The following is a 24,131-nucleotide window of genomic DNA, read 5'->3' on the forward strand; positions in this document are numbered from 1 at the left end:
CAAGGATGGCGGGGCCGGCCCGGAAGAGGGCCGGCCCGGCGCGATCAGTTGCCGACCGGCTGGTTGTCGGTCCGGCGCACCACGATCGTCGAAGAACGCGGCTTTTCGCCAGCGACCGGCCAGTCTCCCGTCGGATGCTGGATGTTGACGAAGAAGGTGGTGAGATCGGGCGTATAGGCAAGACCGGTGATCTCGCAGCCGACGGGGCCGACTAGGAACCGCTTCGACTGCTTCGTCGTCTGATCCACATAGAACATAGCATTATGGCCGAAGGTGCCGTCGATCGTCGTACCCGGAACGCCTGAGTTGCCCGGAACGCTGTGATCGGTCTGGATCCACATGCGCCCCTGCGGATCGATGCGGAGGCCGTCGGGACTGGAGAAGGTATCGCCGTTGATATCGCCGACGAGGTTGCTGCCGCCTGCCGAAAGCGACGGATCGCCGGCGGTCAGGAAGATTTCCCAGCTGAAGCTTGTCGCCAGCGGCGAATCGCCTTCTTCACGGAATTTGATGATATGGCCGTGAAGGTTACGGATCCGCGGGTTCGCCGGATCGGTGACGCGGCGGCCGCTGTTGTTGGTGAGCGTACAGAAGATCGCGCTGTTGTCGGGCGCGACGGTCAGCCATTCGGGACGGTCCATCACAGTGCCGCCCGCGACGCGCGCCGCCTGCTGGCATTTGATCAGCACGTCGGCTTGATTGTTGAAATCGACCGTCGTCGGCGTCGGCGGCGTCTCGCTTTGGCTGACATTGCCGGGATCGGACGCCCCCGCGGTCAGGCCGTTCTGACCCACGACCAGAGCGCGCCATTCGCCCGTGCCGTCGCCGTTGAAGCGCGCGACATAGAGCGTGCCATAGTCGAGCAGATCCGTGTTCGCAGCGCGATTCGTGTCGCTCCAGGCGCGGTCGGGAACGAACTTATAAATGCAGCCGGGGGTCGAATCGTCACCCATGTAAAAGGCGACGCGGCGGTCGCTGCTGGACATGAAGGCGACGTTTTCGTGGCTGAAACGTCCCATCGCTGTGCGTTTCGTCGGCTGCGCCAGCTCGCGCCTCGGATCGATTTCGACGACCCAGCCGTAATTGGCTTCGGGTTGCGTCGGGTCGAGATAATTGTCGGTGGTTTCTTCGCAGGTCAGATAGGTGTCCCACGGCGTCCGTCCGCTCGAGCAATTGTTGAGCATGCCCTTGATCGAACCCGACAGGAGGCCCGCGGCGGGGCCGCCAGCGCGATAGCTGCTGTTGCCCGTGTAGCGGCGATTGTAGGTCGATCCTTCCTTGACCGTCCATTTGCCGTCGCTGCCCTTGGCGATTTCGACAACCCCGATGCCGACCGCCGACAGCGCGATCGCCTTCTGGTCGGCGCTGGCGGTTGCGGGGTCGTAATTGTCCATCAGGATGTTGAAATCGGGATATTCATAATTCATCGCCAGCAGGCCGCCGACATTGGCGTCGACGTTGGGCAGGGCGAAATATTCCATCCCGTCATGATTGCCGCCGGCCCATTTCTCGGCAACGGCAGGGCTGGAGGGAAAGCTGCCCGAATAGGGCGTGCCGGCCTCGACCGAATCGCCCGCTTTCAGCAGCACGTCGACGGTGTAGCCGTTGGGAACGGTCACGGTGTCGTTCTGGTTGGCCGCGACGGCTGTGAAGGCAACGGCAAAGCTCGGCGGCGTGGGCGTCGGGGTGGGAGTCGGCGTCGGGGTGGGGGTAGGCAGCGTGACGGTGGGATCGCCGCTGGTGTCGTCGCACGCAGCGAGCGCCATCGCCGGCAGAACCGACAGACCGAAAAGGCCGCCGCGGAGGAGCGAGCGGCGCGAGGGGTTTTCCGCAACAATGGCTTCCAGGCTATCGGGCCCGGGAACAACGTCGGTTTCGCCGCGATAAGGCGCGCGGGCTTCGTCGGTAAGATGTGACATGCAGTTCCCCTGTTTTCGGTTGGGTCCCGGACTGGATATCCGGGGGAGGCGGCGCACCGATTGCAGAGGCAGGTGTCAGCGCGATGGCTTCACCAAGTCAGGAGAATGGGACTCTTGTGACGGTCTTGTTGCAGCGACCGTCCAGTCAGTCGTGTACAGCCTTGACGAGTGGGCCCAGCGGGGAGTTCCCGAGCCATGCCAGCTGGACCTCGGCTGCGACCTTGTTGATCGCTTCCTGCGGTTTGGCACCGGGATGGACCGCGCGGCGCAGCGGGCGCTTGCCAGCGGGAATCGCCATGATCTCCGCGATGGCGCGCGGCACGTCTGCGGGGTCGGCGTTGCGGCCGCTGCCATCCTCGGTTCCCATGCCGCGGGTAAAGGATTCATAAGCGGCGAGCAGCGCGGCGTCGCTGCGGCCCTTGAGTGCGCCGGTATAAATGTTGCGGTTGACCCATACCTTCGTCGGATAGCCGCCGGGCTGGATAATCGTGACGTCGATGCCGTGCGGTACCAGTTCGTAGGCAAGCTGTTCCGACAGGGCTTCGACCGCGAATTTGGTAGCCGAATAATGGCCGCCCCCGGGCACGATCACCCGGCCGAGCTGCGACGAAATGTTGAACACCTGTCCGCTCTTCGCGGCGCGCATCTGGGGCAGCAGCGCCCGGAGCATGCGCTGGATGCCGAGGACGTTGGTGTCGAAGATCAGCTTCGTCGCCTCCAAGTCCTGGACCTCGACCGGGCCCGTAATGCCGATGCCTGCGTTGTTGACCAAGGTGTCGATGCGTCCGGCTGCGAGTTCGAGCGCCTTTGCGGTCCCGCTCGCGACCGAGGCATCGTCGGTGACGTCGATTTCGACGATATGGAGGTCGAGTTTTTCCTTGGCGGCCTCTGCGGCAAGGCTCTCGGCTTCGGGCCGCGGCATGTTGCGCATCGTCGCGATCACCTTTGCGCCAGCCCGGGCATAGAGGAGCGCGCCAATCCGACCGAAACCGCTCGATGCGCCCGTGATGAGGATGGTGCGGCCGGTGAGTGATGGTGACGAAGCGGGGATGGCAGCATGAAGCAAGACAGGGGCGGCGGCGGTGATGGCGGCGGCACCCGCGATAAGGTCGCGGCGGCTGGGGTGACAGCGGTCGGGCATGGAGAAGGCTCCTTTCGGCGCCATCATGCCTTAGTTCGGGCGAGCAGCCAAATCGGCTTTGGAGTGGTAAGCGGACCTGGTCTTCGATTACCGCGCACCGAGCCGGTGATCCGGTTGGCGCGGCGGCTTCGCAGTCATTCCAAAGGTCAGGAAAGGTCAGCCCTATGCAGCCCCCATTTGTCGCGCCCTGCGGACATGCCGCGCCCGGTTCCTGTCCGCATCCGCAAACCGGGAAACGCCCGCTTTTGCTTACATGGAGAAAGAGCCGGGACGAAGGCTGGCACAGCCGGATAATGTAGGACAGCGTTTTTTTTCGCCTCGCGGATGGCGGGTATGGGGTGGGGAGCGGTTACAGTCAGCCCCCCCCATGGCTTCGCCACAGGGAGGATTAAGGACCGCAATCGGTCGCTAGCCGCCCTCTCCTCAATCCCCCCGCACCGCCGCCCGGTTCGCGTCGCCGAACATGTTCGACCATTCCTTGTCGTCGAGCTTTTGGCGCCGTCCGACATATTTGGCTGGCGTCTTCAGATCGTCGCGCACCATTGCGCGCGCGACGGCAGGCCGTTCGCGGACGAGTTCGAACCAGCGGCGCATCGCGGGCCATTCGTCGAGCCCCAAGCCCATGACGAATGCCGAAGCGCGACCGGGCCAGATCGCCATGTCGGCGATGCTATAATCGTCCCCCGCCACATAGGCGCTCTTTTCCAAGCGCTTTTCGAGAACAGTGAGAAGACGGGTGAGTTCCTTCGTATAGCGGTCGATCGCATAGTCCTGCCCCGCCGGAGCGTAACGGAGGAAGTGGCTGGCCTGCCCGCCCATCGGCCCCAGCCCCGCGACCTGCCAGGTCAGCCACGACAGCACCGCCGCGCGCGGCGCGCCCGACGCAGGAAGGAAGCGCCCGCTCTTTTCGGCAAGATATTGCAGGATCGCACCCGATTCGAACACGGTCACCGGGTCGCCGCCATCCACCGGATCCTGGTCGACGATGGCGGGCAATTTATGGTTCGGATTGATGCGCCCGAACGCGGCGGTCAGTTGGTCGCCGTCGAAGATGTCGTAGGGAATGACGCGATAGGGCTCACCGATTTCCTCGAGCATGATCGCGATCTTCTGCCCGTTCGGCGTCGCCGAATAATGTAGATCGATCATCACAAGACCTCGTGGATCACATGGCGCACGCCGTAATCGGTGCGCTCGCCGACGCCGACGGCGAGCACACCGTTGAGCCAGCCATATTTCTCGCTCGCGGTTTCGAACACCGGGGCGATTCGCAGATAATAGCGCGACGGATCGGCGTCGGGCACGGTCGCATCGGCAAAGGTAGCCCGCACATCGTCAGGGATGATGTTGCGACCCGTATAGCTCAGATAGATGAGGTCGCCGTCGTCGGTCTGCCACACGGCGCGGGCGTCGAATGTCCCGACCGAGGCACCCTCGCCAAGCCGTCCGCTGCGCGACCAGTTTCCGCCCCCCGGCAGGACTATTCCGTTGATCCGGGGACCGAAAAACCGACCGCCGCCAATATAGCCGAGCCGCTGGTCGCCAAAGGGCGACGCACCGATTCCGATGATCCCCCCGCCCACTTCGAACTCGGCCGTACAAAGGTGACGGGTCGCCAGCGGCGTATGCGAATATTCTTCGGCCATAATCGAATCCTCTTCCTGACTATGGACAAGCATAAAACAATTAGTATACTAAGGGTCAATCAGATTGACGGATCGGGAGCCATTCCGGGACCGGCGACAACAAGCTCTATGGGAGGGTGAAGATGAAGGCGCATAACCAGTTCCTGCTGTCCGGCGTGGCCGCGATCGCGATGCTTTCCAATGTCGCGCCGGCGATCGCTCAGACGGTCCCCGCCGCCTCGGCGGAGGTCGATGACAGCAATATCAACGAAATCATCGTGACCGCGCAAAAGCGCGAGCAGAATCTGCAGAATGTGCCGATTTCGATGGAAGTCGTCAGCGGCGCCAAACTCGCCGAGTTCAATACGAGCGATATCAAGGCCGTGATGAACTACACGCCGAACGTCTTTGTCCAGTCGACCGCGGGCAACGACGTCATCTATATTCGCGGCTTCGGTTCGCCGCCGGCGAACTTCGCGTTCGACCAGTCGGTGTCGCTCTATGTCGACGGCATCTACGCCGGCCGTAACCGGCAGGCGCAGGCGCCCTTCTTCGACCTTGCGCGCGTCGAGGTGCTGCGCGGCCCGCAGGGCGCCCTGTTCGGCAAGAATACCGCGGCGGGCGCCGTCAGCGTCGTGTCGTCGGGTCCGACCAAGGATTTCGAGGGCGCGATCACCGGCCTCTACAATTTCGACCATAAGGGTACCGATTTTTCGGGCTATCTGTCGGGGCCGGTCACCGACACGCTGGGCGCGCGCCTCGCGTACAAGATCGTCAACCAGGACGGTTATATCTACAACCGGGCGACCGATCACGACGATCCCGAGATCAAGTCGCAGTTGCTGCGCCTGACGCTGAAATGGGAGCCGTCGGCCAATTTCGATTATACCGCTAAGGTCGAATATGGGAACCGCGAAGTCATCGGCGGCATCACCGTGTCGAGTCCGCTGACCAGCGGGCAGGATCCGCAGACGAACCGCTATCTCGAGCGGTCGGCGCTGGGCGACGAGGGCAATGACAACAAGTCGGTGATGATCTCCGGCGTCGGGAACCTCGCCCTCGGCGATTTTACGCTGACCTCGGTCACCGGTTACAGCTGGTTCAAGTCGAAGATCGTCAACGGATTCGACCAGACGATCCCGAACAGCGGCGGCGCCTTTACCGCCAATTCGGTCTATAACGCCTTCCCCGAACGTTTCGACCAGATTTCGCAGGAAGTCCGCCTGTTGTCGCCGACCGGCAAGACGTTCGAGTTCATCGTCGGAGCCTATTACGACAAGTCCAATTACACGCTGGAGCAATATCAGGGCTTCAATATCCCCTACCTGTTCCTCACCATTCCCGGGGCGACCCCGACCGATCCGCGCATCCCGATCTTCGACGGCGCCTATTTCGGCCGCATCGACAGCGTTTTCAATCAGGAAGCCGAAAGCTGGTCGGTGTTCGGACAGGGCACGTTCAACATCACCGACGCCTTCCGCGCGATCGGCAGCCTGCGTTATTCGCATACCAAGAAGGATGGCGATTTCGCCGCGCGCCTTGCCTATGGTTCGAACGGTGTCAATGGCCAGCCCTTTGCCCTGCGTCCGATTTCGAGCGCGGTCGGCAAGATCAGCGAAGGCAATGTCGATCCGTCGGTGACGCTGCAATATGACGTCGCGCCGCGCGTCATGATCTATGGCACGTGGGGCCGTGGGTCTAAGTCGGGCGGTTTCGTGTCTAACACGCTCGGCACGACCAACGCGACCTTCACCTTCGAGCCCGAACGGTCGGAAAATTTCGAGGCGGGCGTCAAATCAACGCTGTTCGATGGCAAGGTCGTCGCGAACGTCTCGCTCTATCACACCAAATTCACGGATTTGCAGGTTTCGGTCTATCAGCCCGCAACGTCGAGCTATCTGACCGGTAATGCCGCCGCCGCGACGTCGAAGGGTGTCGAAGGATCGCTCAGCCTCTATCCGATCGACAATTTCGACATCAGCGCGTCGGCCGCCTATTCGGATATCAAATATGACGATTATCCGGGCGCGGCCTGCCTTGCCTCGCAGGTAGGCTGTACCCCCGCGACGAACAACCTCGCCGGCTATCCGGTCGCCTATTCGTCGAAATGGACGGGCAGCGTCACCGCGCACGCGCGTTTCGACATGTCGGAGGATTTGAAGCTCGACGTTACCGGCGTCGCGGCGGGCCGGTCGAAATATTTCAATTCGGACAATCAGAGCCCGATCTTCGGCGTCCAGGACGGCTATGTGAAACTCGACCTGCGCGTCCAGCTCGCCGATCGGGACAATAGCTGGCACCTCGCGCTCGTCGGCAAGAACCTGACCAACCAGAAGACGATCGGCAGCGCGTTCAACCTGCCCTCGCCGATCACGCCCGTTCCGCGCGCGATCCTCTACCTCGAACCGACGCGCAATATTTCGGTTGAGGCCGGGATCAAATTCTAGGTTCGATTACGATGTCCCAGGGATCGGCCGTCATCGATGTTTTCCTCGACAGGGAAGCGGCGATGGCGGTCGTGACCTGTTAGGCATCGGCGCTCGATGCGCGATTGTCGCCGAAGGAAACACCGCATGATCGACGTCTATTTCACGCCCACGCCGAACGGGCACAAGGTTTCCATCATGCTCGAAGAGATCGGGCTGGCGCATAATCTGATCGCGATGAACATGCTCGAGGGCGATCATCTGACCCCCGAATATCGCCGGATCAACCCGAACGGTCGCCTGCCCGCGATCGTGGATCATGACCCAGTCGGCGGCGGGGCGCCGCTGCCGGTGTTCGAGAGCGGCGCGATCCTGCTCTACCTCGCGGAGAAGAGCGGACAATTGCTTCCCGAGAGCCCGCGCCGCCGGTCGCAGACGCAGCAATGGCTGATGTGGCAGATGGCGAGTTTCGGCCCGATGCAGGGGCAGGCGCACCATTTCATCCGCTATGCGCCCGAGGGACAGACCTATCCCGTCGAACGCTATCGCAACGAGACGCTTCGCTTGCTCCACGTACTCAACGGGCGGCTGGCCGAGGCGGACTATCTGGCCGAGGAATATTCGGTCGCCGACATCGCGTGCTGGCCGTGGACGCGCGCGATCCGGGCGATCGGGCTGACGCTCGACGATTATCCCGCCGTCGCCGACTGGTTCGCGCGGATCGGCGGGCGCCCCGCGGTGATCGCGGGGACCGACGTCAAAAATGCCGCCAACCTGTCGAGCGCGCGGCCGGTGCTCACCGAGGAACAATGGTCGAATTTGTTCGGGAAAAATATGCTCGAGGCGCCGACGCGCTGAACAATCTCCCCTCCCGCCTGCGGGAGGGAATCAGACCGTATCCGCGTGGCCCCATTGATATTCGACCTGTCCGCCCAGCCGCCGCACCGCGACCCAGTCGCCGCCCGCGAGACCGTCGTCCTCGATCAGCGCCATGACGCCGCCCGCGATATCCTCGGGCGCGCACGCCTCGTTGTTCGCGAGCACGGTCTTCATCCAATCCGACTTGCCGCCCGCGCCGGTGGTGTCGAGGATCGGCGTGTCCACCAGCCCCGGCAGCATGCCCGCGACGCGAACGTTGCATTCTTCCTTCAGCGGCGCGCAGCAGCGCGTGAACATCATCACCGCTGCCTTGGTCGTCGCGTACATCGCATCGTAGAAGCCGGTGCCGAGCGCAACGGTCGAGACGGTGTTGACGATCACGCCACCCCCGCGCGCCTTCATCTTTCGCGCAACGACCTGCGTCGCGGCGACGAGCGAGGTGATGTTGACGTCGATGATCCAGCGGATACGCGCCGCATCGACGTCGGGAAATTGCGGCAGGCCCGACACGACCCCGGCGTTGTTGTGCAATATATCGACGTCGCCGTGCGCCTCGAACCAGCTCTCGACCGACGGGATATCGGCCAGGTCGAGGACGTGGGTCGTCGCTCGCGCGCCCTTCGCCGCGACAAGCCGCGCGGTTTCGTCGAGCGCCTCTTCCTTGACATCGACGAGCTTGATTTCCGTCGCGCCGCGCTCCGCAAGCATCACCGCGGTCGCGCGGCCAATGCCGCCCGCCGAACCCGTCACAATGGCTATTTTGCCCTTGATATCCATCTCTTCTCTCCCGTCGATCTTGTCGCTACCGTAAAGCACATTGACAGATAAACTTAAATATCTAAGTATTTTTCGGCCGGGAAGACTCGCGCGTTTGGGGAGAGATATGACCGAGGCCACCGCCTTCAGTGCAGGCAACGCAGCGCCGGCCCACGGCCATGCACTCCGCCGCAACGTCGCGCTCGCGATGCTCTTCGTCGTCGGTACGATCAACTTCGTCGACCGCCAGCTCCTGTCGGTGCTCGTCGAGCCGATCCGCGCCGAAATGAATTTCAGCGATACGCAATTCGGCCTGCTCACCGGCTTTGCCTTCGCGCTCTTCTATGCCGCCGCAGGCGTGCCGGTGGCGATGATCGCCGACCGCTGGAACCGGGTGAAGCTGATCGGTATCGCCTGCGTCGTGTGGAGCGGCTTCACCGCCGCGTGCGGGATGGTGTCGAGTTTCTGGCAATTGGCGTTGATGCGTTTCGGCGTTGGTGCCGGCGAAGCTGGTGGCACCGCGCCGTCGCTTTCCGTGATCGCCGACTATTATCCGCCGGCACAGCGGCCGTTCGCGATCGGAGCATTTACCTGCAACGGCCCGTTCGGCGTCTTTGTCGGCGCGACCTTCGGCGCATGGGCGGCCGCGAATATCGGCTGGCGCAATGCTTTCATCGTCATCGGGATCGTCGGCATTTTGATCGCACCCCTGTTGATCTGGCTGGTGCGCGAGCCCGCGCGCGGCCAGATGGACACGCACAAGCCCGCCGACGAAGCCCTGCCCTTCAGCCAGAGCCTCGCGATGTTCATCCGCCGTCCGTCGCTGCGCATGGTGATGATCGGCAGTGGTCTCGCCGCCTTTGTGAGTTATGGCATGCTCAACTGGATCCCCGCCTTTCTGATGCGGACGCAGAAGATGCCGCTGGAGGCGATGGCAACATATTTCGGTCCCGCGGCGGGCATCACCTTCGGTATCGGCATTCTCGGCGGCGGCTGGCTGGTCAGCCACCGTGCGAAAGTATCGGCGCGCGCCTATGGCACCATTCCTGCGCTGGCGACCGCGGTGCTGATCCCGACCTTCATCGCTGCGCTGCTCGTCGACAGCTGGCAGCTCTCGCTCGCACTGATGCTGGTCCCGATGGCCGCGTGTACCGCCTATGTCGCCCCCGCCCTCGCGCTGGTGCAGAACCTCACCCCGCCGCGCAGCCGCGCGACCGCCGCTGCCGTGTTGATGCTGATGTTCAACATCATCGGCCTCGGCCTCGGTCCGTTGTTTGCAGGGATCGTCAGCGACAGCCTGAAGCCCGATTATGGCGACGATAGCCTCAGGTGGGCGCTGATGGCCTTGATGCCTTTCGCCGCCGCCGCCGGGTTCGCGCAATATCGGATGACGCGCCACCTCGAAAAGGATTTCGCCGAATGACCGACGTCGCGGGCAAGACCGCCTTCATCACCGGCGGCGCCAGCGGGCTCGGGCTCGCGACCGCCCGGGCACTCGCCGCAAAGGGGGCCTCGGTGATCCTCGCCGACATCGACGCGGCAGGCGCCGAAAATGCTGCGGCGATGCTGCGCAGCGAGGGCGCCAGCGCGCTCGGCCTTCGCCTCGACGTCACGAGCGAAGAGAGCTGGGCGCAAGCCGGAGCGAAAGCCCGCAACTTCGGCCCGGTGCGCATCCTGTTCAGCAATGCCGGTGTCGGCGGCGGATCGGGCCCCTTCGAGCAATATGATACCGACGTCTGGCGCTGGAACTATGCCGTCAACGCGCACGCGCATCTTTACGCCTGCCGGACCTTCCTCGGCGATATGAAGGCGTCGGGGGAGGCAAGCCACTTCGTCATCACCAGTTCGATGGTCGCGATCGTTCCGCCGCCGATCTCGGTCGCCTATATCAGCTCCAAATATGCGACGCTCGGCATCGCGATGGCGCTGCGCAACGAACTCGCCGAAAGCTGCGTCGACATCTCGGTGCTGATGCCCGGCATGTCGGCGACGCGGATCGTCGAAACGACGCGCGAGTTGCGCCCGGTGGAAGTCGAGGTCGGCAAGGCCGCCGCGACGAGCCAGGCGATGCAAGGCGTGCTTGCCGGCGGCATGTCGCCCGACCGGATCGGCGCGCGCGTCGTGCAGGCGATCGAGAATGGCGAATACTGGATTTTCACCCATCCCGAATGGAAGGCGATGGCGGAACTGGTGACGCAGGACATGCTGGCGTCGTTCGGCCCCTCCGCCGATCCCGATTACCGGGGCGACGATATCGACGGGCTGATCGCGGCCAACGGCGGCCGCATGTTCGGCGCGAAGCTTTGAGGAGAGAGAGATGGCCGAGGAAAACGATATCCGCGAAATGGCGCAGCGATTTTTCGACGCGATCGAGGCGGGTGATATCGAAACGATGCAGGGCAGCTTCACCCCCGATGCCGAGATCTGGCACAATACCGACGAACTGATCGTCACTCCCGAACAGACCGCGCAGACGCTGACCGGCATGGTCGCGCGCATCAAGGACCGCGAATATGCCGACCGCCGCCTGACGGCCTTTCCCGGCGGCTTCGTCCAGCAGCATGTCCTGAAGGGCCGCCGTGTTCATGACGACGGCGAAGTCCGCCTGCCCTGCGCGATCGTGTGCAAGGTCGAAAATGGCAAGATCACACGGCTCGACGAATATTTCGACAGCGCGCATGTCGCCGAATTTCGCAAATTTGCGAACGCCTGAGGAGTCAATCATGCCCGTCCTGCGCCAGGTTCCCCGGTCCGAAGTCACCGACGAGACCGTCCTCGCCTATTACAACCGCCTGTTCGGCGAGCGCGACCCTGTCGCCGAGCCCGGCACCGCGACCGGCACGCCCGGCGACTGGTGGACGGTGTTCGCGCTGTCGCCCGACATCTTCGAACATGCGGTCAAGGGCTTCGCCGTGTACCGCAACCCCGCGCGCACAATCGACCCGGTGCTGCGCGAGCTCGGTCAGACGCGCGCCGGCTGGGTCAAGGGTAGCCAGTTCGTCTTTTCCCAGCATTGCAAGTCGCTCCGCGGCCTTGGTGTCAGCGAGGAAAAGATCGCCGCTATCGCGCACTGGCAGGTGGCGGACTGCTATGACGAACAGGAACGCACCGTGCTGGCCTATGCCGATTGCCTGAGCCAGGCGGGCGGGCGCGTGCCGCTCGAGGTGTTCGACAAGCTCAAGAGTTTCTGGAACGACGAGCAGATCTTCGAGTTCACCTACATCACCTGCCTCTACGACATGCACGCCGTGATTACGCGCGCGCTACGCATGGAATATGATGCGCGCGAGGATCCGATCGTCGAGGTCGCCGCGCCCGAAGGCTTCAACGCCGCCGACTTCCTGAGCGCCCCGCGTCCCGCAAACGGGTGATGAGCGGCTACGGCACCCCCGAGGTCGTCGCGACGGGCCTTCGTTTTCCCGAAGGCCCCGTCCCGATGTCCGACGGGTCGGTCCTGCTGGTTGAAATCGCGCGCGGGACACTGACGCGCGTCACTCCCGATGGCAGGCGATCGGTCGTCGCCGAGCCCGGCGGCGGCCCGAACGGGCTTGCGATCGGGCCCGACGGAGCCGCCTATGTGTGCAACAATGGCGGGTTCGAATGGATCGAGGCCGGCGACCTGCTGTTCCCCGGTCATGCCGCGCATGCAGAACCTTGTGGTTCGATCCAGCGCGTCGACCTGACCACAGGTGCGGCGACGACGCTCTACGACAGTTTCGAGGGCGAGCGGTTGAAGGGGCCGAACGATATCGTCTTCGATGGCGATGGGGGCTTCTGGTTCACCGATCATGGACAGGTTCGTGCAAACGGCCGCGATCATGGCGCCATCTATTACGCCGCCGCCGACGGGTCGCGGATCAGCCGCCAGCGCGCCGACATGATGGGACCGAACGGCATCGGCCTCTCGCCCGACGGCGCGACACTCTATGTCAGCGAGACGATGACCGCGCGCGTTTGGGCGATGGATATCGTCGCGCCGGGCGAACTGGCGCCCCCGCCGCCATGGGCCCCGGGCCGCTTCGTCGGCACGCCGCCCGCCTTTCGCCTGCTCGACAGCATGGCGATCGAGGAAAGCGGGAATATCTGCGTCGGCACGATGGTCGAGGGCGGGATCACCGTGTTCGACCCCGATGGCGAGGGATCGGAGTTCGTGCCGCTGCCCGACATCGGCATCACCAACATCGCCTTTGGCGGCGCCGACCGGCGCGACGCTTATGTGACGGGGTCGACAAGGGGAACGCTCTACCGCCTACGATGGCCGCGCCGAGGTCTAATCGTCAACTAAGTTGACGATTTGTTGGAAAAGCGATAAAAGAGTCGGGAGAGGACAAAATGAAATTCTATACCAGCGTCGGCCCGAACCCGCGCGTCGTGAAGCTGTTCATGGCCGAAAAGGGTATCGAGATCCCCGAGGTCAGCATCGACCTGCGCGGCGGCGAGAACCGGCGCGCACCCTATAATGTCGATGTGAATCCTGCGGGGCAAACGCCCGCGCTCGAACTCGACGACGGCCGTTTCGTTTGCGAGATCACCGCGATCTGCGAATATCTCGACGAGCAATATCCCGATCCGAGTTTGATCGGTTCGACCCCCGAGGAACGTGCCAACACGCGCATGTGGACGCGGCGCGTCGACCTCAAGATTTGCGAACCGCTGACCAACGGTTTCCGCTTCGCCGAAGGGCTGCCGCTGTTCGAGGCCCGGCTGCGCTGCCTTCCCGAAGCGGCCGAGGGGTTGAAGGCAACAGCGCAGGACGGGATCAAATGGCTCGATGCGCAGATCGCCGGGCGCGCGTTCGTCGCCGGCGACAGCTTCAGCCTCGCCGACATCATGCTGTTCGCCTTCCTCGATTTCGGCGCGTCGGTCGGTCAGCCGATCGACCGCGCCAACACGCACATTCTCGGCTGGTACGAGCGGGTAAAAAGCCGCCCCAGCGCTACCGCAAACTAAGGAGACGGATCATGGCTGCAACGAATAGCGAGTTCGAATTCTGCGGGGTCAACCACCTCGCGCTCGTGTGCAAGGATATGGCGCGGACGGTCGAATTCTATCGCGACAAGCTCGGCATGCCGCTCACCAAGACGATCGACCTGCCCGGCGGGCGCGGCCAGCATTTCTTCTTCGACATCGGTAATGGCGACAGCCTCGCCTTCTTCTGGTTCCCCGACGCGCCCGAAGCAGTCCCCGGCATTTCGGCCCCCGCCGCGCTGCCGACGCGCGGCAGCTTCGTGTCCGCGCACGGATCGATGAACCATATCGCGATTAACGTCCGCGCCGACAAATTCGACGAATATTACAACCGCCTGATCGAGAAGGGTATCGAGGTCACGCCGGTGCTCAACCACGACGACAGCCCCACCCAATCCTCGGCCGAATTGCACCCCGGCGTGTTCGTGCGATCGGTCTATTTCTTCGATCCCGACGGCGTCTGCCTCGAATTCGCCGCTTGGACCAAGGAATTCGACGAGAGCGACGTCGCGCACGACCCGGTGCAGGCCGACGGCACGAAACGCGACGGCTTCATCACCGGCCGGACGCCGGCGCCCGCCGAATAGACATCCCCAAATAGCTCGCTGAGAACTCCTCCTGACCCGGTCTTTTGGCCGGGTTCTTTTTTGGCGAGTGTCGAGATGGCGGGTTTCGACCGATTGCGGTCTTTAATCCTCCCTGTGGCGCAGCCATGGGGAGGTGGCAGCGCGAAGCGCTGACGGAGGGGTAAATGGCGCGAGGTCGCCGCCCCTCCACCACCGCCTGCGGCGGCGGTCCCCCTCCCCATCGCTTCGCGACGGGGAGGATTTTACCGTCCGCTCTCCACCCCTAAGCAGACCTTCTGCTACCCCACTGCGCGCTCGCGCCCTTCCCAATAGGGTGCGCGGAGTTCGCGGCGCAGCACCTTGCCCGATGGATTGCGCGGCAAGGCGTCGATGAACTCGATGCTTTTGGGAACCTTATATGCGGCAATGCGCTCACGCGCCCAGGCGACGATATCGGCAGGGTCGAGCGTCGCGCCTGCGGCGGGCACGATCAGCGCCTTTACCCCTTCGCCCCACTTGTCGTCGGGGACGCCGATCACGGCGACGTCGGCAACGCCGGGACAGCCCATGATCGCGCTCTCGACCTCTGCCGGATAGACATTCTCGCCGCCCGACACGATCATGTCCTTGATGCGGTCGTGGACATAATAGAAGCCGTCGGCGTCGCGGTAGCCGACGTCGCCGGTGTGAAGCCAGCCGCCCGCGAGCGTCTCCTCGGTAGCTTTTTCGCGGTTCCAATAGCCTTTCATAACGATGCCCCCGCGGATCGCGATCTCGCCGATCTCGCCGTCGCCGAGTTCATGGCCTTCGCCATCGAGGATCGCCATCGCGGCGCCCGGCCACGGCTGGCCGCACGAGGTCAGCTTGCCGGGCAAATCATGTGCGGCCGGCGACAGATAAGAACCGCCGCCCGCAGACTCGGTCATACCGTAGAATTGCACGAAGTCGCAGCCGAAGGTCGCCCGCGCGCGGCGCAACACATCCTCGGCGATCGGCGACGCGCCATAGGCAATCGATTTGAGCCGGGGATACAGGCCGTCGTTGGCCGCCGGCTGGAGTAGCATCATCTGGATCATCGCGGGCGCAAGGAAGGCGTGCGCGACATTCTCGTCGCGGAACATCCGCACCGCCTCGGCCGCGGCAAAATCCTTGACGAGCACAAGGCGCCCGCCCTGCGCGAGCCCCGAAAAGGCGACGTTCGTACCCGCGACGTGGAACAGCGGCATGACGATCATCACCGTCTCGCCCTCGCCATACGCAAAGCCATCGACCTCGGTCGCGGCTTCGAGGAAGGTGCGGTAATTGGCGTTGGTCAGCACGACGCCTTTGGGCAACCCCGTCGTGCCGCTGGTGTAGAGCTGGAGCACATCGTCGGCGAGTTGCGGCGGATCGGCTGGAGGTGCGTCGGACGCGGCCCCGAGCCACGAGTCGAAGGGCTCGAACGCCGGATGATCGCCATAAAGCGCGATCAGGCGGGGCGGCGCGGGAAGATTTGCGACCGCCGCGAGCGCGCAATCGAAAAAATCCTCGCCGACGAACAGCAGCTTTGGCCCGGCATCGTCGAGGATGAAGCCGATCTCGCCGGGTACGAGACGGCAGTTGATCGGCGCGAAACAGGCGCGGGCACGCGCCGTCCCGAAAAAGAGCGGAAACCAGCCGTCGTGATTCTTGGTGAGCGCCGATACACGGTCGCCCGGCGCGACGCCGGACGCGATCAATGCGTTGGCGACGCGGTTCGACCCCGCATCAAGCTGAGCAAAGCTGGTCTCGCGCTCTCCGAACTTCACCGCGGTTGCCTGACCCCGCGCACGCGCCTGCGCCGCCGGAATGTCCGCCAGCGTCCGGATGGCCTCCAGATCGATCATTTTGTTCTCCCAACCATCGTTTCGACTTGAATTAGATAGAATACTAAGCAAATGTTTGACCAGCCCAAAAATGCAAAAGGATTGGCCTTGTTCGACCGCCCCATATTGCCGACGACGATCGTCGGAAGCTACCCTCAGCCCGACTGGCTGATCGACCGTGAACGGCTGAAGACCAGCCTGCCGCCGCGCGTGCGCGCCGAGACCTTATGGCGTATCCCCGGACCCTGGCTCGCCGACGCGCAGGAGGCGGCGACGCTGATGGCGATCCGCGACCAGGAGGAACTGGGTATCGACATCGTTGGCGACGGCGAGATGCGGCGCGAAAGCTATTCGAACCGGCTCGCGACCGCCTTGTCGGGGATCGATACCGAGAAGCACGGTACCGCAATCGACCGCACCGGCAATGCCAATCCGGTGCCGCTTGTCTCGGGCCCGATCCGCCGCGTCGCACCGATCGAGGCGCAAGACGCAGCCTTCCTGCGCCGCCATTCGACCAAGCCGGTGAAGCTTACCCTGCCCGGCCCCTTCACGATGACGCAGCAGGCCGAGAACGGCTATTATCCCGACGCGCGGACGCTCGCGATGGATTATGCGGACGCGGTCAACGCCGAAGTGAAGGATTTGTTCGCCGCGGGGGTCGATGTCGTCCAGCTTGACGAACCCTATCTGCAAGCGCGCGCGGCCGAGGCGAATGCTTACGCAATCGAGGCGATCAATCGCGCGCTTGATGGGGTTGGCGGGACGACCGCGCTTCATATCTGTTTCGGTTATGCGATGGTGCATCACGGCGCGGGTGCAACGGGACCGAAGCCAAAAGCCTATGACTTCCTGGCCGAACTCGAAGCCTCCAGCATCGACGTGATCTCGATCGAGGCGGCGCAGCCGGGGCTCGACCCCGCGATCCTCGCCGAACTGCCGACCAAGACGATCATGTACGGGGTACTCGATTTGTCGATCCCCGACGTCGAAACGCCCGAAGTCGTGGCGGACCGCATTCGCGAGGCCTTGCGGTATGTCGACGCCGAGCGTCTGTGGGTCGCGCCCGATTGCGGCATGAAATATCACAGCCGCGAGCATAGCCAGGCCAAACTGAAAGCGATGGTCGAGGGGGCCGCGATGGTTAGGGCGGAGCTCAAATAGCGGTCCGTAATGTTCCCCGGCGAAAGCCGGGGTCCGTGGGGGCGTTTACTGAACCCCGGCTTTCGCCGGGGAACACTGACGGTCAGGCGTCGATAAACCCCGCCAACAACGGCACGACCACCTCGGGCGCCTCGACCGTCGGCAGATGCCCCGCGCCCGCGATCACTTCCAGCCGCGCGCCGGGGATCGCCTCCAGAATCTCGTCGTGATGCGCGCGACTGGTGATGCCGTCCTTTGCACCCCAGATGAGCAGCGTCGGTACCGCAATCTCGCCGAGCCGCGGGCGGCTGTCGATACGCGCCATGATCGCGCGCTGCTGCGCAAGAAAAGTCTCCGCGCGGGTGTCGGCGGCCATCTGCCGCGCAATGCCCACCAGGCGTTCGTCGCTGCGCTTCTCCTCCGGGAAGAGGATCGGGATGCGCTCTTCGACGACCTGATCGAAATTGCCGCTCTCGACGAGGTCGATATACCCCTGCCGTCGTGCGGTTTGCGCCGGGCCGTCGGCCGAGGCGAGCGTCGAGATCAATGCAAGTTTGACGATATGTTCAGGTGCGCGACGCATCACTTCGAAAGCGACGAAGCCGCCCATGGCGTGGGCGATAAGCGCAAATTTGGGCGGGGCATTGTCGAGGAGGCGCTGCGCGAAGCCCTCGATCGTGTCGTCGCTCTGGTTGTCGGCGATGATGATATCGCGGTCGGGCCAGGCGTCGAGCAGCGGCTGCCAGACGGCGTCGGTCAGGAGTTGGCCGGTGATAAGGACGATTGGGAGCGACATTAGACCACCTGATGCAGGAGCGGTTCGCCAGCGGCGAAGCGTCGGCAGTTTTCGTGAGCTACCGTCAGGCTGCGCACGAGCGTTTCGGGGGTGAGCCAGGCGATGTGCGGGGCTAGCACCGCTTGAGGCAGGCCGAGCAAAGGATTGCCGCGCGGCAGCGGTTCCTCGGCGAAGACGTCGAGGCCCGCGCCGCGCAGGTGGCCGCTGGTCAGCGCCTCGACCAGCTTGGCTTCATTGACGAGTTCGCCGCGCGCGGTGTTCACCAGCACCGCGCCCTTCTTCATTGCGAAGGGATCGATGCTCCCGCGCGTCGCGTCGGTCAGCGGCATGTGTAGCGAGACGATGTCACTGGTGGCGAGCAGGTCGTCGAGCGGCAGATATTCATAGGGCACGTCGCGCGGGCTGCGCGCGGTGTAGGCGACCTTTGCGCCGAGCGCGGCGAGCGCGGGTGCGAGCAATTGCGCCGAGTTTCCGAAGCCGACGAGACCGATGATGCGCCCGCCGATTTCGCCGACGCTGTCGAGCTCGGACGGGTCGGCGATCCAGCCCTCTCCCGCTCGCGTGCGCGCGTCGAAGAAGCAGGTGCGGCGCAGCACCGCCATCATCAGCGACAGCGCCATTTCGGCAACAGCCTGACTGTTGGTGCCGGGCATGTTGCACACTGCGACGCCATGGTCGCGCGCGGCATCAAGCGCGATCGTGTTCACCCCGACGCCGAGCTTCTGGATCAGCTTCAGTTTCGGCGCCGAAGCGATGAAGTCGGCGGTCACCGGGGTGAGCACATGAAGCAGCGCGGTGATCTCGCCCGCCACCGCGTCGAGCGGCGCGGCTTCATCGACATGCACGACAACGCCGGCGCCGAAGATCGCATCGACAGCCTCGCGGAAACCCGGACTCGGGCGTGCGTGAAGGACGATCATGCCGCGACCCGGCCGATCGAACCGGCGAAGGCGGAGAAACCCGCAAATTCGGCGTCGGCGCCCATCGCTTCCTCGATCCGCAGCATCTCGTTCCATTTCGCCATGCGTTCGGAGCGCGTGAAGCTGCCGACCTTCAGCTGCCCCGCGTCCCAGCCGGTCGCGAGATGGGCGATGGTGACGTCCTCGCTCTCGCCCGAGCGCGCCGAGACGATCGCGCCCCAGCCGCGGACGACGGCAGCGTCGAGCGCGGCCTTCGCCTCGGTAACAGTGCCGACCTGATTGACCTTGATCAGCGCCGCGTTGCACACCCTCGCCTTGCCGGCGCGCTCGACGCGCTCGGCATTCGTGACAAGGACGTCGTCGCCGATGATCTGCACGCGCTCGCCGATCGCAGCGGTAACCGCCGCCATCGTCGTCCAGTCGTCCTGTCCTGCGGGGTCCTCGATCGACAGGATCGGATAGCGTCCCGCCCATTCGACGATGCGCGCCGCCATCTGCTCACCCGACAAGCGCCCGTCGTCGAGCGCAAGATTATAGCCATCGGCGTCGCCCAGTTCGTTCGCGGCGATGTCGAGCGAAATGAAAACATCTTCGCCCGCACGATGTCCGCTTGCCTCGATCGCCTTGGTCAACGTATCGAGCGCATCCTCGTTCGACGCGAAATTGGGCCACCAGCCACCCTCGTCGGCGACGCCCGACAGCGGCCCTTTCGCCTCCATCAGCCTGCCCGCGGCGCGATAGACATCGTCGGTGATTTCGAGCGCGCGACGGAAGCTGCCTGCCGTGGGGCACATGATCATGAAGTCCTGCACATCGGTGCGCCGCCCGGCGTGCGCGCCGCCGCCGAAAATCTGGATTTCGGGGAGCGGGATACGGACTTTCGCGTCGCCCGCCAGATAGCGCCACAGCGGCAGCCGCGCATCGGCGGCGGCGGCGTGAAGCACCGCCATCGACGCCGCAACGATCGCGTTCGCGCCGAGCCGCGCCTTGTTCGGGGTTCCGTCGAGCGCGCAGAGCGCAGCGTCGACCGCCGCCTGATCGTGGGCGTCCATCCCGGCTATCGCGCCCGCTAGCTCCGACCCAATTCCTGCGACGGCGCGAGTGACCCCGAAACCGCCGAACGCGGCACCCCCGTCGCGGAGGTCGATCGCTTCATGCGCGCCGCGCGAGGCGCCCGCGGGGGCGATGGCGCGGCCAACGGCATCCGAGGCGAGCGTGACTTCAACCTCGACCGTGGGGCGGCCGCGCGAATCCCAAAGCTGGCGGCCGGTGACGGAGGCGATGCGCGAAGTCATTTCATATCCTTTTCCAATTGGTGGCAAGCGCGTCGATCGGTTGCGGCGCGGCAATCAGTGCGCGCGCCTGATCGCGCACGATGCGTCGGTGTTCAGGGTCAGTGAGATATGCCGCGGGCGACTTGCCCTTGACGCGGGCGAGCAGCAGCGCGGCGGTGAGCTTGCCCGCGCGGAGCAGCAGGTCGTCGGCATCCTCCCACCCGATGCCGGGACGATAGGCGTCGACCAGCGCCGCCGCCGCCGCGTTCAGCTGCGCGTCGCCTGACCACACCGCCTTCAGCAGCAAATGCGTGGTGCAGAAGGCAAGGTCGAAGGCCGGGTCGCCAAAGACCGCGCATTCGGCGTCGAGGAAGACGGGGCCGTCGGTGCTGACGAGGATATTCTTCGGACTGACGTCGCCATGAACGAGCGCGATCTTTCGCCCCGACAGGTCGGCCGCGAGCGCGTGCAGCGCAGGCGACAACCCGGCGTCGTGCTGCGCAACATAGAGCAGGAAGGGATCGACGCGCAGCGCACGGAACATGTCGTCATTGGGGAAGTCGGCGCGGTCGCCATCATTGTGCGCGGTTGCAGCGTGCACGGCGGCGATCCCCGTCCCCACCTGCGCCGCAAATTCGGGATCGACCCGCCCCGCCATCAGTTCATCCTTCCACACCGGGCAACCGGGAAGGAAGCGCATCGCGAAGGCGTGGCCCGGCAATTCGGCGAGCACCTCGGGTGCGATATGCGGATCGACGCCGCGGGCGCGGCGCAGCCAGCGCACCTCGCTGGTCCCGCGCTCGACGGGGGCAAGCCATTCGGCGGCGACGCGCAGTTGCGGCAGCGGGCGCTTGACGACGATCGGCCCCGACGGCGTTTCGACCTTCCACACATCGCACGACACACCGCCGGTAAGCGGTTCGAGAACGATATCGCCCTCGCCCGCCAAACCGGCCCCGCGCAGCCCGTCCACGATGTCGGCGTCCATCGTCACGTCACAGCTTCTCCCGAATCCAGCTTCCGACGAGGTCGGCGGCATTTTGCCGCTCCTCGTTCGAATCCTCGAAATAATGCGCGCCGGGGATCAATTCGAGCTTCTTGTCGGTGCTGCCAAGGAAATCGAAGATCTTGCGTGCGTCGCTGGGGAAGACGCCAGTGTCGGCCGTTCCCTGCACGACGAGCGCCGGGGTGTCGTGTTTGGCGAGATGCGGCTGTCCCTGACACGGCGAGGTTTCGAGGCTCCACATGTTGAGCCAGGTTTTGATCGTGTTGGCGCGCCCGATACTCGGCGTACGGTTCGCAATCGCCGGATCGCCGCGATAGCACCAGTTCGGCTTGCGGTCCGACGGATCGATCGTGGGATCGACGCAGCGGATGTCGCCCCAGCAGCGGAACATCGGGAAGATGCGATCGGGAATGCCCGCATCGTTGAGCCGCTTTAGTTCGGCCTTTGCCCAGTCAGTGATCCGCTGGTTGCGCGCGCGCTGCGCGGCGCGATATTTCGCGATGAATTCGTCCGAATAGGGCGGGCCGTTGTCGGGGTTGAACGGGTCGAGTTCGGGATCGGTGGCCACGGGGTCATTTTCGTCGATCACAGACGCGTCCATCCAGTCGGTCAGCACTTCGGGCCGGCCCTGATGCGCGTTGAAGCTGATGTAGAGGTCGCCCTTCACCAGTTCTGCCAGCTCATCCTGCCCCGCCGACGGCAGCCGGTCGGTCAATGTTGGCGCGATTGCCTCTGCCTGATAGGCGCCCATCAGCGAACCACCGCCCGAATTGCCGAGGATGACGATCTGCTCGACGCCGGCCTCCTCTTTCAGCCATTTCATGCCGACGCCGATGTCGAGCACTGCATGTTCGAGCAGGAACTGATCCTCTATCCCGCGATAACGCGTGTTCCAGCCGAGGAAGCCGAAGCCCTGCCGCGCAAAATAGGGAGCGATGTAATGTTCGGTGAAATCGACGTTATAATGGGTCGCGATGATCGCGACCTTCGGGCGCTTGCCGCTTTGCGTCCAGTAGATGCCTTGGCACGGATGCCCGCCCGCCTGAATGCGCGGCGCCGTCGGCGACACACGCCCGATGAACTTTGCGTCCAGTCCTTCGATCCCGTTCGGGTTCATCATCGTCTCTCCTGTTTCGATTATCTTTAGCGGGTCACGTCGAAGGGCAGCTTGTAGCCCTCCAGGCCGGCGCGAATGGCCTTTTTGTCGATCTTGCCCGTCGGTCCCAGCGGAATCGCTTCGACGAACAGCACGTCGTCGGGCATCCACCAGCGCGCGATCTTGCCGTCGAGATAGGATTTGAGGTCGTCGGCAGAAGCGCTCGCGCCATCCTTCAGCTGGCAGAGCAGGATCGGCCGTTCATCCCACTTCGGATGCGCAACCCCGACCACTGCGGCGTTGGCGACCGCGTTGTGCCCCATCGCGATATTCTCGATCTCGATCGAACTGATCCACTCGCCGCCCGACTTGACGACATCCTTCGCGCGGTCGGTGATCTGCATATAGCCTTCGGTGTCGATCGTGCTGACGTCGCCGGTGTCGAAAAAGCCTTCCTCGTCGAGCACGTCGCCGCCATCGCCGCCATAATAAGCGCCGGCGATCGTCGGCCCCTTGATCATCAACCGCCCCGGGGTCTTGCCGTCGTGTGGCAGGCGGCCTCCCGCATCGTCGACCAGCTTCATTTCGAGGCCGCAGAGCAGCCGCCCCTGCTTGAGCTTATACGACATCTGTTCGGGTTCGGATTTCGCGGCGACCGACGCATTGGGCACCGACACGGTACCGAGCGGCGAGGTTTCGGTCATGCCCCAGCCCTGGATGACGTCGACGCCATAATCATCGCGGAAGGTACGGATGATCGATTCGGGGCACGCCGAACCGCCGATCGTTACGCGCTCCAAGGTCGTGAAGCGTTTCCCATTTTCCTGCATATACTGGAGCAGCATCTGCCACACGGTCGGGACCGCAGCCGAATAGGTCACGCCCTCCTGCTCGATCAGATTGTAGATCGACTCTCCGTCCATCCGCTGCCCCGGCAGGACGAGCTTGGCGCCGACCGCGGGCGCCGAATAGACGACGCCCCACGCGTTGGCGTGATACATCGGCACGACGAGCAGCACGGTATCGCGCGCCGACAGCGCGAGCGCGTCGCGCTGCAAGGTCATCAACGCGTGGATATAATTGGAGCGGTGCGAATAGAGCACGCCCTTCGGATTGCCCGTCGTCCCGCTGGTGTAGCAGAGCCCGCACGCGGCATTTTCATCGAAGCCGCCCCAGGCATATTCGGCCGGATGCCCGGCGATCCAGTCGTCGAAAGCGACCGCAGCAAAGGCTGTTTCCGGCATCGATGCGGCATCGCAAAAGAAGATTACCTTTTCGATGCTCGGGACCTGCGGCAGCAACTCCCCCACCAGGTCGACGGTCGCGGGATCGGCGATCAGCAGCCGGTCGCCGGCATGGTTCGCGATATAGGCGATCTGTTCGAGGAAAAGCCGCGGGTTGAGCGTGTGAAGCACCGCCCCCATTCCTGCCGCGCCATACCAGGCGGCAAGGTGCCGCGCACCGTTCCAGCCCATCGTCGCGACTCTGTCGCCCGCCTCGATCCCCTCGGCGGCGAGCGCGTTCGACACGCGTCGCGCGTCGGCATGGACCGATGCATAGGTTGCGCGCGTGACGCGCCCCTCGGCATCGCGCGAAACGACCTCGCGCGCGCCGTGCCAGGCCGCCGCATGATCGATGATCCGGTCGACCGTCAGCGGAACATTCTGCATCAACCCGTCCATGCGGTCGTCTCTCCCTGCGCCTTGCCAATATAGATAGTATGCTAAGTATTTTGCTTTTGCAATATCGGGGAGCGTCTTGCCTCGCCCCTGTTG

Annotated in this window: 22 protein-coding genes; 10 read left to right on the forward strand and 12 right to left on the reverse strand. The window is 64.2% G+C overall.

Annotated features, from left to right (window positions below; all coding sequences use genetic code 11):
- Nucleotides 1–44 precede the first annotated feature (44 nt).
- From HDC35_RS04495 to HDC35_RS04510, 4 genes are all read right to left on the reverse strand, one after another.
- Nucleotides 45–1,919 carry a PhoX family phosphatase gene (locus HDC35_RS04495; protein ID WP_184644164.1) on the reverse strand — a complete coding sequence of 625 codons (1,875 nt, stop codon included), beginning with the start codon at nucleotides 1,917–1,919 and terminating at the stop codon, nucleotides 45–47.
- Nucleotides 1,920–2,064: 145 nt separating this feature from the next.
- The gene (locus HDC35_RS04500) at nucleotides 2,065–3,060 is read right to left on the reverse strand and encodes an SDR family oxidoreductase (RefSeq protein ID WP_184644166.1); all 996 of its coding nucleotides are present in this window, start codon (nucleotides 3,058–3,060) and stop codon (nucleotides 2,065–2,067) included.
- Nucleotides 3,061–3,483: 423 nt separating this feature from the next.
- Nucleotides 3,484–4,209 carry a glutathione binding-like protein gene (locus HDC35_RS04505; protein ID WP_184644168.1) on the reverse strand — a complete coding sequence of 242 codons (726 nt, stop codon included), beginning with the start codon at nucleotides 4,207–4,209 and terminating at the stop codon, nucleotides 3,484–3,486.
- A complete protein-coding gene (locus HDC35_RS04510; protein ID WP_184644170.1) occupies nucleotides 4,209–4,706 on the reverse strand; it encodes a DUF3237 domain-containing protein in 498 nt (165 codons plus the stop codon). Before HDC35_RS04510 ends, HDC35_RS04505 begins: the two co-directional genes overlap by 1 nt.
- A gap of 122 nt (nucleotides 4,707–4,828) precedes the next feature.
- Between HDC35_RS04510 and HDC35_RS04515 the strand changes: the two genes are divergently transcribed.
- Together HDC35_RS04515 and HDC35_RS04520 are read left to right on the forward strand one after the other, a co-directional pair.
- On the forward strand, nucleotides 4,829–7,132 hold the full coding sequence (locus HDC35_RS04515) for a TonB-dependent receptor (RefSeq protein ID WP_184644172.1): 2,304 nt from the start codon (nucleotides 4,829–4,831) through the stop codon (nucleotides 7,130–7,132).
- Between the two features lie 126 nt (nucleotides 7,133–7,258).
- Nucleotides 7,259–7,969, forward strand: a complete 711-nt coding sequence (locus tag HDC35_RS04520; RefSeq protein ID WP_184644174.1) for a glutathione S-transferase N-terminal domain-containing protein — start codon at nucleotides 7,259–7,261, stop codon at nucleotides 7,967–7,969.
- A 30-nt stretch (nucleotides 7,970–7,999) separates the two neighbouring features.
- On the opposite strand, the gene HDC35_RS04525 is transcribed toward HDC35_RS04520, so the two are convergent.
- Nucleotides 8,000–8,767 (reverse strand): SDR family NAD(P)-dependent oxidoreductase, encoded by a 768-nt coding sequence (locus HDC35_RS04525; protein WP_184644176.1) that lies wholly within the window; start codon nucleotides 8,765–8,767, stop codon nucleotides 8,000–8,002.
- Between the two features lie 106 nt (nucleotides 8,768–8,873).
- Here HDC35_RS04525 and HDC35_RS04530 point away from each other — a divergent pair, with 106 nt between their 5' ends.
- From HDC35_RS04530 to HDC35_RS04560, 7 genes are read left to right on the forward strand one after another with little or no spacing between them, the layout of a single operon-like run.
- On the forward strand, nucleotides 8,874–10,169 hold the full coding sequence (locus HDC35_RS04530; RefSeq protein ID WP_184644178.1) for an MFS transporter: 1,296 nt from the start codon (nucleotides 8,874–8,876) through the stop codon (nucleotides 10,167–10,169).
- Nucleotides 10,166–11,053 carry an SDR family oxidoreductase gene (locus HDC35_RS04535; RefSeq protein ID WP_184644180.1) on the forward strand — a complete coding sequence of 296 codons (888 nt, stop codon included), beginning with the start codon at nucleotides 10,166–10,168 and terminating at the stop codon, nucleotides 11,051–11,053. Before HDC35_RS04530 ends, HDC35_RS04535 begins: the two co-directional genes overlap by 4 nt.
- Before the next feature lie 10 nt (nucleotides 11,054–11,063).
- Nucleotides 11,064–11,459 carry a nuclear transport factor 2 family protein gene (locus HDC35_RS04540; RefSeq protein WP_184644182.1) on the forward strand — a complete coding sequence of 132 codons (396 nt, stop codon included), beginning with the start codon at nucleotides 11,064–11,066 and terminating at the stop codon, nucleotides 11,457–11,459.
- A gap of 10 nt (nucleotides 11,460–11,469) precedes the next feature.
- Nucleotides 11,470–12,117, forward strand: coding sequence for a carboxymuconolactone decarboxylase family protein (locus tag HDC35_RS04545; protein WP_184644184.1), 648 nt, complete (start codon nucleotides 11,470–11,472; stop codon nucleotides 12,115–12,117).
- Complete coding sequence (locus tag HDC35_RS04550; protein ID WP_184644186.1) at nucleotides 12,117–13,031, forward strand: SMP-30/gluconolactonase/LRE family protein; 915 nt, start codon at nucleotides 12,117–12,119, stop codon at nucleotides 13,029–13,031. Before HDC35_RS04545 ends, HDC35_RS04550 begins: the two co-directional genes overlap by 1 nt.
- Before the next feature lie 47 nt (nucleotides 13,032–13,078).
- Entirely contained in the window at nucleotides 13,079–13,696 is a 618-nt protein-coding gene (locus HDC35_RS04555) for a glutathione S-transferase family protein (RefSeq protein WP_184644188.1), read from the forward strand.
- Between the two features lie 11 nt (nucleotides 13,697–13,707).
- The gene (locus tag HDC35_RS04560; RefSeq protein ID WP_184644190.1) at nucleotides 13,708–14,301 is read left to right on the forward strand and encodes a VOC family protein; all 594 of its coding nucleotides are present in this window, start codon (nucleotides 13,708–13,710) and stop codon (nucleotides 14,299–14,301) included.
- A gap of 278 nt (nucleotides 14,302–14,579) precedes the next feature.
- Here HDC35_RS04560 and HDC35_RS04565 read toward each other — a convergent pair whose 3' ends face one another.
- Nucleotides 14,580–16,145 carry a long-chain-fatty-acid--CoA ligase gene (locus HDC35_RS04565; RefSeq protein WP_184644192.1) on the reverse strand — a complete coding sequence of 522 codons (1,566 nt, stop codon included), beginning with the start codon at nucleotides 16,143–16,145 and terminating at the stop codon, nucleotides 14,580–14,582.
- A 51-nt stretch (nucleotides 16,146–16,196) separates the two neighbouring features.
- Here HDC35_RS04565 and HDC35_RS04570 point away from each other — a divergent pair, with 51 nt between their 5' ends.
- On the forward strand, nucleotides 16,197–17,285 hold the full coding sequence (locus tag HDC35_RS04570; protein WP_409437932.1) for a 5-methyltetrahydropteroyltriglutamate--homocysteine methyltransferase: 1,089 nt from the start codon (nucleotides 16,197–16,199) through the stop codon (nucleotides 17,283–17,285).
- Between the two features lie 82 nt (nucleotides 17,286–17,367).
- Here HDC35_RS04570 and HDC35_RS04575 read toward each other — a convergent pair whose 3' ends face one another.
- From HDC35_RS04575 to HDC35_RS04600, 6 genes are read right to left on the reverse strand one after another with little or no spacing between them, the layout of a single operon-like run.
- Nucleotides 17,368–18,060: an alpha/beta fold hydrolase gene (locus tag HDC35_RS04575; protein ID WP_184644196.1), complete on the reverse strand. Its 693-nt coding sequence runs from the start codon at nucleotides 18,058–18,060 to the stop codon at nucleotides 17,368–17,370.
- Nucleotides 18,060–18,980, reverse strand: a complete 921-nt coding sequence (locus HDC35_RS04580; RefSeq protein WP_184644198.1) for an NAD(P)-dependent oxidoreductase — start codon at nucleotides 18,978–18,980, stop codon at nucleotides 18,060–18,062. The genes HDC35_RS04575 and HDC35_RS04580 overlap by 1 nt, the downstream gene beginning before the upstream one ends.
- Nucleotides 18,977–20,275 carry a phosphopyruvate hydratase gene (eno, locus tag HDC35_RS04585; protein ID WP_184644200.1) on the reverse strand — a complete coding sequence of 433 codons (1,299 nt, stop codon included), beginning with the start codon at nucleotides 20,273–20,275 and terminating at the stop codon, nucleotides 18,977–18,979. The genes HDC35_RS04580 and eno overlap by 4 nt, the downstream gene beginning before the upstream one ends.
- Nucleotide 20,276: 1 nt before the next feature.
- Nucleotides 20,277–21,242 (reverse strand): phosphotransferase family protein, encoded by a 966-nt coding sequence (locus tag HDC35_RS04590; RefSeq protein WP_184645171.1) that lies wholly within the window; start codon nucleotides 21,240–21,242, stop codon nucleotides 20,277–20,279.
- 7 nt (nucleotides 21,243–21,249) lie between these two features.
- Nucleotides 21,250–22,380, reverse strand: coding sequence for a lysophospholipase (locus HDC35_RS04595; RefSeq protein WP_260397525.1), 1,131 nt, complete (start codon nucleotides 22,378–22,380; stop codon nucleotides 21,250–21,252).
- A 23-nt stretch (nucleotides 22,381–22,403) separates the two neighbouring features.
- Nucleotides 22,404–24,038, reverse strand: a complete 1,635-nt coding sequence (locus HDC35_RS04600) for a long-chain-fatty-acid--CoA ligase (RefSeq protein ID WP_184644202.1) — start codon at nucleotides 24,036–24,038, stop codon at nucleotides 22,404–22,406.
- Nucleotides 24,039–24,131: the final 93 nt, after the last annotated feature.

Origin of the sequence: Sphingopyxis sp. JAI128, from assembly GCF_014207235.1 — a bacterium.
Taxonomy (GTDB): Bacteria; Pseudomonadota; Alphaproteobacteria; order Sphingomonadales; family Sphingomonadaceae; genus Sphingopyxis.